Source organism: Bacteroides parvus (assembly GCF_017309675.2).
Taxonomy (GTDB): domain Bacteria; phylum Bacteroidota; class Bacteroidia; order Bacteroidales; family Bacteroidaceae; genus Bacteroides; species Bacteroides uniformis.
Genome location: NZ_CP084680.1, coordinates 2733877 through 2746359 on the forward strand (window position 1 = coordinate 2733877; position 12483 = coordinate 2746359).

A 12483-nucleotide genomic window follows, 5' to 3' on the forward strand; every position below is an offset into this window, starting at 1 on the left:
TCATTAAATAATCACATATACATTTATGGATAAAACCATTTATCTCTGCCTTGCCCATATGAGCGAGGAGGGTATTGAACAGAAATATGTAAAAGAAGCCTTCGATACGAACTGGGTGGTTCCTCTCGGTCCTAACGTGAATGCTTTTGAAGAGGATTTGAAACGTTTTGTAGGCGAAGGCAAGGAAGTGGTGGCACTTTCGGCCGGTACGGCGGCAGTACATTTGGCTCTGTTGGCTTGCGGAGTGGGACAGGGTGACGAAGTGATTGTACAAAGCTTCACATTCTGTGCGTCTTCGCATCCGGTCACTTATCTGGGGGCTGTTCCGGTATTTGTGGATTCTGAGAAAGAAACTTGGAACATGTCTCCGGAACTGTTGGAAGAAGCCATCAAAGACCGCATTGCCAAGACTGGCAAAAAGCCAAAAGCTATTGTTCCTGTGGCATTGTATGGCATGCCCTATGACTGTACACGTATCATGGAGATAGCCGATAGGTATGCTATTCCAGTGGTGGAAGATGCTGCCGAAGGTTTTGGCTCCCGTTTTAAGGGACAGGTACTGGGGACGTTCGGCAAGTTCGGGGTGCTGAGCTTTAACGGTAACAAGATGATTACTACCAGTGGCGGTGGTGCGTTGATTTGTAAAGATGCCGAAAGCAAGAATCAAATCATGTGGTATGCTACGCAGGCTCGTGAGGCTTATCCTTATTACCAGCATGAGGCGATAGGGTATAACTATCGCATGAGTAATATATGTGCAGGTATTGGTCGTGGTCAAATGACCGTTGCCGATAAGCATATTGCACATCACCGACATGTGCAGGCTCTCTATAAGGAACTGCTTAAGGATGTGGAGGGGGTATTGCTGCATGAAGCTCCTTCGGCTGATTATGACTCTAATTTCTGGCTTTGTACAATCACTCTGGATTCTTCACTTCGCATCAAAGGGCAGGAAAATGCTTATAAGGATGTTGTCAGGACTGCCGTAGGTGGTGCTGCAGGTGTGATTCATGCCGTAGATTGTGCTACAACAGATTGCCAGCCCAACGAGAATGTGGAGGCTTTGCGTGCTTTTATGCTTGGCAAAAAAATAGAGGCACGCCCGGTTTGGAAACCGATGCACAAGCAGCCGGTCTATAAGGATGCTCCGGCTTATATCAATGGGGTATCCGAAGCTATTTTTAAAATCGGTATGTGCCTTCCTGCCGGGCCGTGGGTGACTGATGAAGATGTATATTATATCGTGGAGTGTATAAAAGAGGCCATAGTAAAATAATAGATGAAAATACAGCTTTTTTAACTACGACCTTGACAACGCTGTCGGTTGCCAATACGTTTGTCAATGCGGATTTCATCTATACCGTTGTCTGTTCCGTTCTAGTCTTCTGCTTCTTCAATTTCTGCAAGCGTGCCAAATATTCACCGCCTGATGCTTCATGAGAATATCGGACTACCGCATCGCAAACATCTTATCAGATTATGGCGAATGAGCTGAAGATTCCCCATGTCATAGTATCTTTGACCTATATGGCAGTACAGGCAATCATCATCGTAGGATATCTTGATTAAGTTGGCTTGCCTAATCTGTCAGCTTGTAAATCAATACTTTATGAACTTATCTCAGAAAACAGCTTCAGCGAGGCTGTTTTCTTTGTTTACAGGCAAATATATCCTCACCTTTGCATTGTTGATCAACAAAACGAGATTAAAAACCATGTTGAATTAAAAATGTAAAAAGGAGAAAGAAACTATGCCTTTATTTTATTATGCAAGACAGTCGTCTCTGGCGACAAAAGAGGGTGCCAAACTTTGGCATCTGAGTTTGAAGAAAGTGGGAAGAGCCGTGGATGCACAACAGCTGGCTGAGGTGATTGCCGAGAAGTCTTCCCTGACTCCGGGTGACGTACATAATGTAATCCGTAACCTGATGACGGTAATGAGGAGCCAGTTGCTGAACAGCCGTACGGTGCGTCTGGATGGCCTGGGCACATTCACCATGAAGGCCCGTACGCGAGGTAAGGGAGTGGTCAAATCTGAAGACGTGAATCCCAATCAGGTGACTGCTTTGCGCTGCCAGTTTACTCCGGAATACACGCGCCCGGCTGCCATCGGCACTACGCGTGCCATGCTCCAGGGTGTGGAGTTTGAGAAATGGACGGGAGTGGTGACTGACGGTAAGGATGATGCCGGTGATGGTGGTAATTCCGGTGGCGGTTCCGACGGTGACCAGGGAGAGAACCCGTTAGGATAAGATGTATTTACTAATTTTGAAAGATTAAGACTATGAAAAAGAACGTTTGGGACAAGATTTTGAAGGTAGTGATAGCTGTTGCTTCCGCCATATTGGGAGCTTTAGGCGCCAATGCAATGAATGTATAAATTGTAGATTTATATAGAATATTAGGAGAAAGGCGGTGAAGGAAAAGCACTTCATCGCCTTTTTGTTATTTTCTTCATTTATAATTCCCTGCCAACCAAAAAATCTTATTACCTTTGCAGGTCACTTTTGGAAACAATAAAAATATAATGATATGAATATCTCTTATAATTGGTTGAAAGAGTATGTCGATTTCGATTTGACACCGGATGAAGTTGCTGCGGCACTGACCTCCATCGGACTGGAAACGGGAAGTGTGGAAGAGGTGCAAACCATTAAAGGCGGACTGGAAGGACTGGTCATCGGCGAAGTGCTGACATGCGAAGCTCATCCTAACTCAGACCATATGCACATCACTACGGTGAACCTGGGACAAGGTGAACCCGTGCAGATTGTATGCGGCGCTCCGAATGTAGCTGCCGGACAGAAAGTGGTAGTAGCCACGTTGGGTACAAAACTGTATGACGGTGACGAGTGCTTTACCATCAAGAAATCAAAACTTCGTGGCGTGGAATCTGTCGGCATGATTTGTGCTGAAGATGAAATCGGTATCGGTACGGACCACGCAGGCATCATCGTACTGCCGGAAACAGCTGTTCCGGGTACGCTTGCCAAGGACTACTATAACATCAAGAGCGATTACGTGCTGGAAGTGGACATCACTCCCAACCGTGCCGATGCTTGCTCACATTATGGGGTGGCACGCGACTTGTACGCCTACTTGATACAGAACGGTAAGCAGGCTACCTTGAAGAAACCTTCGGTAGACGCTTTTGCGGTAGAAAATCACGACTTGGATATTAAAGTAACTGTAGAGAACAGCGAGGCATGTCCCCGATATGCCGGCGTTACGGTGAAAGGGGTTACAGTGAAAGAAAGCCCCGAATGGTTGCAGAACAAGTTGCGTATTATCGGCCTGCGTCCTATCAATAATGTGGTGGATATTACCAACTATATCGTCCATGCTTTCGGCCAGCCGCTGCACTGCTTCGATGCAGATAAGATTAAAGGCGGTGAGGTGATTGTAAAGACCATGCCGGAAGGTACTCCATTTGTAACTCTTGATGGCGTGGAGCGTAAATTGAACGAACGCGACCTGATGATTTGCAACAAGGAAGAGGCGATGTGTATTGCCGGTGTGTTCGGCGGTCTGGATTCCGGTTCTACGGAAACCACCAAGGATGTGTTCCTTGAAAGTGCCTACTTCCATCCGACATGGGTACGCAAGACAGCCCGTCGTCATGGATTGAACACAGATGCTTCTTTCCGTTTTGAAAGAGGTATTGACCCGAATGCCACTATTTACTGCCTGAAGCTGGCTGCTTTGATGGTAAAGGAACTTGCCGGAGGTACCATTTCTTCTGAAATAAAAGATGTGTGCGCCGCTCCTGCCAAGGATTTCCGTGTGGAACTTGCCTATGAGAAAGTGAACTCACTGATTGGTAAAGTTATTCCGGTGGATACCATCAAGAGCATCGTGACAAGTCTGGAAATGAAGATTGTAGACGAGACAGTCGAAGGGCTTACACTGGATGTTCCTCCTTACCGTGTGGACGTGCAGCGCGATTGCGATGTAATAGAGGATATCCTGCGTATCTACGGATATAATAATGTGGAGATTCCGACTACCTTGAAGTCTTGTCTGACTACCAAGGGTGAATATGATAAATCCAACAAACTGCAGAACCTGGTTGCCGAGCAGCTGGTGGGCTGTGGTTTCAATGAGATTCTGAACAACTCGTTGACGCGTGCCGCTTACTATGACAATCTGGAGTCTTATCCATCAAAGAATCTGGTAATGTTGCTGAATCCGTTGAGTGCAGACTTGAATGCCATGCGTCAGACACTGCTTTTCGGTGGATTGGAAAGCATCTCGCACAACGCCAACCGTAAGAATGCAGACCTGAAATTCTTTGAATTCGGTAATTGTTATCACTTCAACGAGGAAAAGAAGAATCCGGAGAAAGTGCTTGCCGCTTATTCCGAAGACTATCATCTTGGTTTGTGGGTGACTGGCAAGAGGGTGGCCAACTCATGGGCTCATCCGGACGAGAACAGCTCGGTATATGAGCTGAAGGCATACGTTGAGAATGTCTTTGCCAGATTGGGGCTGCACATGCATGATTTGGTTGTCGGCAATCTGACTGATGACATCTATGCTGCCGGTTTATCTGTACAGACAAGGGGTGGAAAGCGGTTGGCTACTTTCGGTATTGTAACAAAGAAGCTGCTGAAGGCATTCGATATTGACAACGAGGTTTACTATGCCGATTTCAACTGGAAAGAATTGTTGAAGGCCATCCGCAATGTGAAGGTGAGCTATACGGAAATCTCCAAGTTCCCTGCCGTGAAACGCGACTTGGCGTTACTGCTCGACAAGAAAGTGCAGTTTGCGGAAATTGAGAAGATTGCCTACGAGACGGAGAAAAAGCTGCTGAAGGAGGTCTCTCTCTTCGACGTTTATGAGGGTAAGAATCTGGAAGCTGGTAAGAAGAGTTACGCGGTGAGCTTCTTGCTGCAGGATGAGAATGCCACGTTGAACGATAAGCAGATTGACAAGATTATGTCCAAACTAGTGAAGAACCTGGAGGACAAATTGAATGCCAAGCTGCGTTGATTCATTATTCAGAATTTATAATTCATAATTTAAAATACAGTTCCAATGGGAAGAGCGTTTGAATATAGAAAAGCTGCCAAATTGAAAAGATGGGGTCACATGGCAAAGACCTTTACAAGACTGGGTAAACAAATTGCTATTGCGGTGAAGGCCGGCGGTCCGGAGCCGGAAAACAACCCGACACTGCGTTCGGTTATCGCTACTTGTAAGCGTGAAAACATGCCGAAGGATAATATTGAACGTGCTATCAAGAATGCGATGGGTAAGGACCAGAGCGACTATAAGGGTATGACTTATGAAGGATACGGTCCTCACGGTGTAGCTGTTTTTGTGGATACACTGACCGATAACACTACCCGTACAGTAGCCGATGTGCGTTCCGTGTTCAACAAGTTCGGCGGTAACTTGGGAACAATGGGTTCACTGGCTTTCTTGTTTGACCACAAGTGTGTGTTCACTTTCAAGAAGAAAGACGGTATCGATATGGAGGAACTCATTCTTGACTTGATAGACTATGACGTAGAGGAAGACTACGAAGAGGATGAAGAAGAAGGTACTATCACTATTTATGGTGATCCGAAAAGCTATGCAGCTATCCAGAAACATTTGGAAGAGTGCGGTTTTGAAGATGTCGGCGGTGAGTTTACCTATATCCCGAACGATATGAAGGATGTGACTCCCGAGCAACGCGAAACCATCGACAAAATGATAGAGCGTCTCGAAGAGTTTGATGATGTACAGACGGTTTATACTAACATGAAACCGGAAGAAGGCGGAGAATAATGACATATACATACAAGACGCAAGGTACGTGTAGCAGTAACATTGAACTGAATGTGGAAGATGGTATTGTGAAAGAAGTGGCATTTTGGGGTGGATGTAATGGAAACCTGCAAGGACTTTCACGTTTGGTGAAAGGCATGCCGGTAGATGCGGTGATTGCCCGTTTGGAAGGAATTCGCTGCGGAAGACGTTCCACTTCCTGCCCCGACCAATTGTGCAAGGCATTGCACGAGATGGGGTATTGAGCCTACTGCCTGAAAGAATGGATGAGAGCCCTTGACATTGAAAGATGCCAGGGGCTTTTTTTGAACCTAACATGGAGGTATTTGTTATTATTTGAGTATTTTTACGCTCTTAATTGAACAGACACAATGAAGAATATTTTTAAAGACTTGAAACGGAGAGACCACAAACGCTATCTGGGCGGTCTGGACGTTTTTAAATATATAGGTCCCGGACTGCTGGTGACTGTGGGCTTTATTGACCCGGGAAACTGGGCGTCTAATTTTGCGGCTGGGTCTGAATTTGGCTATTCATTGCTGTGGGTCGTGACTTTATCCACTATCATGCTGATTGTATTGCAGCATAATGTGGCGCATCTTGGCATTGTAACCGGCTTGTGCTTGTCCGAAGCCGCTACCAAATATACTCCTTCCTGGGTATCGCGTCCCATATTGGGTACAGCAGTGCTGGCTTCCATCTCGACTTCGCTGGCAGAGATATTGGGAGGTGCCATCGCTTTGCAGATGCTGTTTGACATTCCCATCATATGGGGCTCTATCTTGACTACCGTATTTGTAGTCGTCATGCTTTTCACTAATTCCTACAAGAAGATAGAACGTTCCATCATTGCTTTTGTTTCGGTTATCGGGCTCTCCTTTATCTATGAGCTGTTTCTGGTGAAGATAGATTGGCCGCTGGCTGCACAAGGGTGGGTGACACCTTCGTTCCCGCATGGGAGTATGCTGATTATCATGAGTGTACTCGGTGCGGTGGTGATGCCGCATAATCTGTTTCTGCATTCGGAAGTGATACAGAGCCATGAATATAATAAGAAAGATGATGCGTCCATCCGTAAGGTGTTGAAATATGAATTGTTCGACACGCTGTTCTCTATGATTGTGGGATGGGCCATCAACAGTGCCATGATACTGCTGGCAGCGGCAACTTTCTTTAAGAGCGGTATTCAGGTGGAAGAGTTGCAGCAGGCCAAATCCTTGCTGGAGCCGTTGCTGGGGAGCAGTGCTGCCGTGGTTTTTGCATTGGCATTACTGATGGCGGGTATATCTTCTACGATAACCAGCGGTATGGCGGCAGGTTCTATCTTTGCCGGTATTTTCGGAGAATCCTATCATATCAAAGATAGTCACTCGCAGGTGGGGGTGATTCTGTCGCTGGGCATTGCGCTGCTGCTGATTTTCTTTATCGGAGACCCGTTCAAAGGACTGCTGATTTCACAGATGATACTGAGCATCCAGCTGCCGTTCACGGTTTTCCTGCAAGTAGGACTGACTTCTTCGCGCAAAGTGATGGGGCAGTATGTAAACAGCAAATGGAGTACATTTGTACTTTATGCCATTGCTGCGGTGGTCACTGTGCTGAATATCATGCTGCTGGTATCCGAGTTGACATCTTGAATAATTCATTTTTAAGAAATCAAATAAGTAGTATGAAGATTATTACATATAACGTAAATGGGCTGAGGGCTGCCGTGACAAAAGGTTTTCCCGAGTGGCTGGCACAAGAGCAGCCGGATGTGCTTTGTTTGCAGGAAACAAAGCTGCAACCGGAACAGTATCCGGCAGAGGCGCTGGATGCTTTGGGGTATAAGCATTACCTGTATTCTGCACAGAAGAAGGGGTATAGCGGAGTCGCTATTTTGAGCAAGCAAGAACCGGACCATGTGGAATATGGTATGGGTATTGAAGAATACGATAACGAAGGGCGCTTTATCCGTGCCGACTTCGGCGATGTGTCCGTTGTGAGTGTTTATCATCCTTCCGGTACCAGCGGTGATGAACGCCAGGCCTTCAAGATGGTCTGGTTGGAGAAATTCCAGGAATATGTATTGGAGCTGGAACGTACGCGTCCTAAACTCATTCTTTGCGGCGATTATAATATCTGCCATGAGGCAATAGACATTCACGACCCTATCAGGAATGCCACTAACAGTGGCTTCCTGCCTGAAGAGCGGGAGTGGATGACGCGCTTTCTCAATGCGGGATTCATAGATTCCTTCCGTTGGCTTCATCCCGACAAGCAGGAATATACGTGGTGGAGCTATCGCTTTAATTCACGTGCCAAGAACAAAGGGTGGCGCATTGATTATTGCATGGTGAGTGAACCGGTGCGCCCGATGTTGAAGGAGGCGAGAATATTGGGTGACGTTGTTCATTCGGACCATTGTCCGATGTTGTTGGAAATTACAGAATAATGATGATGGAAACAAAAGACAGAATAGAAAAAGCTGTGGAGCTTTTCAAGAGTGGCTATAACTGCTCGCAGTCGGTAGTGGGAGCTTTTGCAGATATGTATGGCTTTACAGAAGAGCAGGCTTTCCGGATGTCCGCCTCTTTTGGTGGTGGCATAGGTCGTATGAGGCAGACATGCGGTGCTGCATGCGGCATGTTCCTATTGGCCGGATTGGAAAAAGGAGCTGTGGAAGGCAAGGACCGTGAAGGTAAGGCGGCAAACTATGCGTTGGTGCAGGAGCTGGCTGCTGAGTTCAAGAAACGAAACGGCTCTTTGGTATGTGCTGAATTGTTGGGGTTGAGAAAACCGGAAGGTTCGTCCGTTCCGGAAGCCCGTACCGAGCAGTATTATGCTAAACGCCCGTGTGCCAGGATGGTAGAGGTAGCTGCCCAAATTTGGACCGAATACCTGGAAAAAACGTCCTCAAAGTAAGAAAAAAGAACTTTTTTACCCCTTAGTAAGAAAAAAAGTGCCTAATAATGTGTTGTATAACATAAATATACCTATCTTTGCAGCGATATAAAAACACCGACATCTCTATCTTTGGAGATGAGGATAACGTTTAACTAAAAGCAAATAGAAATGTTAAAAGAAAAAGCTGGTAATGTTGCAGGACAGATTTGGACTGCACTGAATGGCACAGATGGCTTGACTCACAAGCAAATCAAGAAAGCAACTAAACTGATCGACAAGGACTTCTTCCTGGGATTGGGCTGGTTGTTAAGAGAAGACAAGGTTTCTACTTCTGAAGTGGAAGGCGAATTGTTTGTAAAGCTGAACTAAGCAAGGAATTGATTGGAATGTTATAAAAAGATGCGTTGGTACATGAATATGTTATCAACGCATTTTTTTTATTTGCTCTGTTTTCACTATCTTTGCGCACCCAATTAATAGATAGTTATTGACAATGAAGAATATACGAAATTTTTGCATTATTGCCCATATCGACCACGGTAAATCAACTTTGGCAGACCGTCTGCTGGAATTTACCAATACTATACAAGTAACTAACGGACAGATGCTGGATGACATGGACCTTGAGAAGGAAAGAGGTATCACCATCAAGAGCCATGCCATACAAATGGAGTATACATATAAAGGCGAAAAGTATATTCTGAACTTGATAGACACTCCGGGACACGTTGACTTCTCGTACGAGGTGTCACGTTCCATCGCCGCTTGTGAAGGAGCCTTGCTTATTGTAGATGCTTCGCAAGGAGTGCAGGCGCAGACCATTTCAAACCTCTATATGGCGATTGAGCATGATTTGGAGATTATTCCCGTCATCAACAAATGTGACATGGCAAGCGCCATGCCCGAGGAAGTGGAGGATGAGATCGTCGAACTGTTGGGTTGCAAGCGTGATGAGATTATCCGTGCTTCCGGCAAAACAGGCATGGGAGTGGAAGAGATTCTGGCTGCGGTCATTGAGCGTATCCCTCATCCGGAGGGTGACGAGGAAGCTCCGTTGCAGGCGTTGATTTTCGATTCTGTCTTCAATTCTTTCCGTGGTATCATTGCATATTTCAAGATAGTGAACGGTGTGATTCGTAAAGGGGATAAAGTGAAATTCTTCAATACAGGCAAGGAATATGATGCGGATGAAATCGGAGTGCTCAAAATGGAAATGATGCCACGTCCGGAGTTGCGTACGGGGGATGTGGGCTATATCATCTCGGGTATCAAAACCTCTAAGGAAGTGAAAGTAGGCGATACGATTACGCATATTGCCCGTCCTTGCGAAGAGGCCATCGCCGGTTTTGAGGAGGTGAAGCCGATGGTTTTTGCCGGTGTGTACCCCATCGAGGCAGAAGATTTCGAGGACTTGCGTTCTTCTTTGGAGAAGTTGCAGTTGAATGATGCTTCGCTGACTTTCCAGCCTGAGTCTTCATTAGCTTTGGGCTTTGGTTTCCGTTGCGGTTTCCTTGGGCTGCTCCATATGGAGATTGTGCAGGAACGCCTTGACCGTGAATTTGACATGAACGTTATCACCACTGTGCCCAACGTTTCCTACAATATCTATGACAAGCAGGGAAATATGACTGAAGTGCATAACCCCGGCAGCATGCCCGACCCTACCATGATAGACCGTATTGAGGAGCCCTATATCCGTGCCTCGGTGATTACCGCCACTGATTACATCGGCCCTATCATGACTCTTTGTCTGGGCAAGCGTGGCGAGCTGGTGAAGCAGGAATATATTTCAGGTAACCGTGTAGAAATATACTATGATATGCCTCTTGGCGAAATAGTTATCGATTTCTATGATAAATTGAAGAGTATCTCTAAGGGATATGCCTCTTTTGACTATCATCCCAACGGTTTTCGTCCTTCCAAACTGGTGAAGCTGGATATTTTGCTGAACGGTGAGCCGGTGGATGCTCTTTCTACCTTGACACACTTTGACAATGCCTACGAATTGGGACGCCGGATGTGCGAAAAGTTGAAAGACCTGATTCCGAGACAGCAGTTCGATATCGCCATTCAGGCTGCTATCGGTGCCAAGATTATTTCCCGGGAAACGATTAAGGCTGTGCGTAAGGATGTAACGGCCAAATGTTATGGAGGTGACGTGAGTCGTAAACGAAAATTGCTTGAGAAACAGAAGAGAGGTAAGAAGCGTATGAAACAGATTGGTAATGTGGAAGTACCTCAGAAAGCGTTCCTTGCAGTCTTGAAGCTGGATTGATGTCGAAAGGATGAAATCTTAAATCAAATATACTTCTTTATGATTATTTTGCGTACTGTGAAAAACTTCTCGTCGCTGAATATAGCGGCGAGCATCTTGCTGTTTTTGATGGCTATTTTGGCGGCTGTTATTGCTAATTCGCCGATGGCTCCGCTGTATCAGGGCTTTCTTTTGCAGGAACTGCATCTGCGTATCGGAGACTTCAACTTGTTCTCCCATGGCGGTCATCCGTTGAAAATGATTGAGTTTATAAACGACTGCCTGATGACTGTTTTCTTTCTGGCTGTGGGGTTGGAGATAAAGCGGGAACTGCTGGTGGGTGAACTTTCTTCTTTTCGTAAAGCCTCTTTACCTTTTGTAGCGGCGTGTGGCGGTATGCTGGTGCCGGTCATTGTCTATTCACTTCTGGTCGTTCAGGGCACTCCGGAAACGCGCGGCATGGCTATACCGATGGCTACGGATATTGCTTTTTCATTGGGGGTACTCAGTCTGCTGGGTAAGCGGGTGCCTCTGAGTCTGAAAATTTTTCTGACGGCATTTGCAGTAGTTGATGATATTGGCGGTATTTTGGTTATTGCTATTTTCTATAGCTCCGAAGTGGCTTACGGATACCTAATTGTAGCCGCTGTCCTTTATTTCTTCCTTTACTATATGGGGAAATTCGGTATGACACAGAAGATATTTTTCCTACTTATCGGGCTGATTATTTGGTATTTGTTCCTTCAGTCGGGCATTCATAGCACTATTTCCGGAGTGATACTGGCTTTTGTGATACCGGCTCGTCCCCGTTTGGATGCCGGGAAATACATTAAGCGTATCCGCGATATCATCGGTGATTTTCCGGTTTCCAAATCGGATAATATTATATTGACCAATGAGCAGATTGCCACTCTAAAACAAGTAGAACGCGCTTCTGATTATGTGATTAGTCCTTTGCAATCCTTGGAAGACAATTTGCATGGTACGGTAAACTTTGTGATACTGCCGCTCTTTGCTTTTGCCAATGCTGGTGTGGTGTTCAGTGGAGGCGGTGGCGTTGTTGGAGCTGTTAGTATAGCGGTGGCTGCAGGATTGCTTCTTGGCAAGTTTATCGGTATTTTTCTATTCACCTGGCTGGCGGTCAAGAGTGGTTTGTCCTCGATGCCTCCGGGAATGAATTGGAGAAGTGTTGCCGGAGTATCCTTGTTGGGGGGGATTGGTTTTACGGTATCTTTATTTATTGCCAACCTTTCTTTTGCAGGAGAATATCCGGATCTGCTGAACCAGGCGAAGTTTGGTGTATTGCTGGGAACGATTGTTGCCGGTATGTTGGGATATATGGTACTGAATGCGGTGTTGCCGAAGGTTAATAACAAATAGATCTCTACTTTGGATACTGGACGAAGAATCGGTTCTCCAGGGATATTCAGTAAATCCTTTGAAAGATAAGTTGGCATGTGTCAATGATTTAAGAAAACGTATTCTTTGTTACAGAAACAGAAGGAATAGTCCGTTATTCTTAAAAAACATTCGTATCTTTGCTGATACAAGTCGAAAAGGACCTTC

At 45.8% G+C, this 12483-nt stretch carries 12 protein-coding genes and 1 pseudogene; all 13 read left to right on the forward strand.

Features of this window, described 5'->3' with window-relative positions:
• Window positions 1–25 precede the first annotated feature (25 nt).
• The 13 genes and pseudogenes from JXR92_RS10990 to nhaA all read left to right on the forward strand — a co-directional run bounded on the left by JXR92_RS10990 (window position 26) and on the right by nhaA (window position 12297).
• Entirely contained in the window at window positions 26–1276 is a 1251-nt protein-coding gene (locus JXR92_RS10990; protein ID WP_005836416.1) for a DegT/DnrJ/EryC1/StrS family aminotransferase, read from the forward strand.
• Window positions 1277–1332: 56 nt separating this feature from the next.
• A pseudogene (locus JXR92_RS10995) lies at window positions 1333–1563 on the forward strand (hypothetical protein); the annotation flags it as partial.
• Between the two features lie 187 nt (window positions 1564–1750).
• Window positions 1751–2251: an HU family DNA-binding protein gene (locus JXR92_RS11000; protein ID WP_119992780.1), complete on the forward strand. Its 501-nt coding sequence runs from the start codon at window positions 1751–1753 to the stop codon at window positions 2249–2251.
• A 32-nt stretch (window positions 2252–2283) separates the two neighbouring features.
• Window positions 2284–2379 (forward strand): smalltalk protein, encoded by a 96-nt coding sequence (locus JXR92_RS11005; RefSeq protein ID WP_005828262.1) that lies wholly within the window; start codon window positions 2284–2286, stop codon window positions 2377–2379.
• 152 nt (window positions 2380–2531) lie between these two features.
• The gene (gene pheT / locus JXR92_RS11010) at window positions 2532–4994 is read left to right on the forward strand and encodes a phenylalanine--tRNA ligase subunit beta (protein WP_138345500.1); all 2463 of its coding nucleotides are present in this window, start codon (window positions 2532–2534) and stop codon (window positions 4992–4994) included.
• Window positions 4995–5039: 45 nt separating this feature from the next.
• Window positions 5040–5777 carry a YebC/PmpR family DNA-binding transcriptional regulator gene (locus JXR92_RS11015; RefSeq protein WP_005828265.1) on the forward strand — a complete coding sequence of 246 codons (738 nt, stop codon included), beginning with the start codon at window positions 5040–5042 and terminating at the stop codon, window positions 5775–5777.
• The gene (locus tag JXR92_RS11020; protein WP_005836420.1) at window positions 5777–6022 is read left to right on the forward strand and encodes a TIGR03905 family TSCPD domain-containing protein; all 246 of its coding nucleotides are present in this window, start codon (window positions 5777–5779) and stop codon (window positions 6020–6022) included. The genes JXR92_RS11015 and JXR92_RS11020 overlap by 1 nt, the downstream gene beginning before the upstream one ends.
• 126 nt (window positions 6023–6148) lie before the next feature.
• Window positions 6149–7414, forward strand: coding sequence for an Nramp family divalent metal transporter (locus tag JXR92_RS11025; protein WP_008663224.1), 1266 nt, complete (start codon window positions 6149–6151; stop codon window positions 7412–7414).
• Window positions 7415–7446: 32 nt separating this feature from the next.
• On the forward strand, window positions 7447–8211 hold the full coding sequence (locus JXR92_RS11030) for an exodeoxyribonuclease III (protein WP_005828268.1): 765 nt from the start codon (window positions 7447–7449) through the stop codon (window positions 8209–8211).
• Window positions 8211–8681, forward strand: coding sequence for a C-GCAxxG-C-C family protein (locus JXR92_RS11035; protein WP_138345498.1), 471 nt, complete (start codon window positions 8211–8213; stop codon window positions 8679–8681). Before JXR92_RS11030 ends, JXR92_RS11035 begins: the two co-directional genes overlap by 1 nt.
• Before the next feature lie 150 nt (window positions 8682–8831).
• Window positions 8832–9032, forward strand: coding sequence for a winged helix-turn-helix domain-containing protein (locus tag JXR92_RS11040; protein WP_005828272.1), 201 nt, complete (start codon window positions 8832–8834; stop codon window positions 9030–9032).
• 124 nt (window positions 9033–9156) lie between these two features.
• On the forward strand, window positions 9157–10938 hold the full coding sequence (lepA, locus tag JXR92_RS11045; RefSeq protein ID WP_117600558.1) for a translation elongation factor 4: 1782 nt from the start codon (window positions 9157–9159) through the stop codon (window positions 10936–10938).
• A gap of 39 nt (window positions 10939–10977) precedes the next feature.
• Window positions 10978–12297: a Na+/H+ antiporter NhaA gene (nhaA, locus tag JXR92_RS11050; RefSeq protein WP_117600557.1), complete on the forward strand. Its 1320-nt coding sequence runs from the start codon at window positions 10978–10980 to the stop codon at window positions 12295–12297.
• The last annotated feature ends 186 nt before the right edge of the window (window positions 12298–12483 follow it).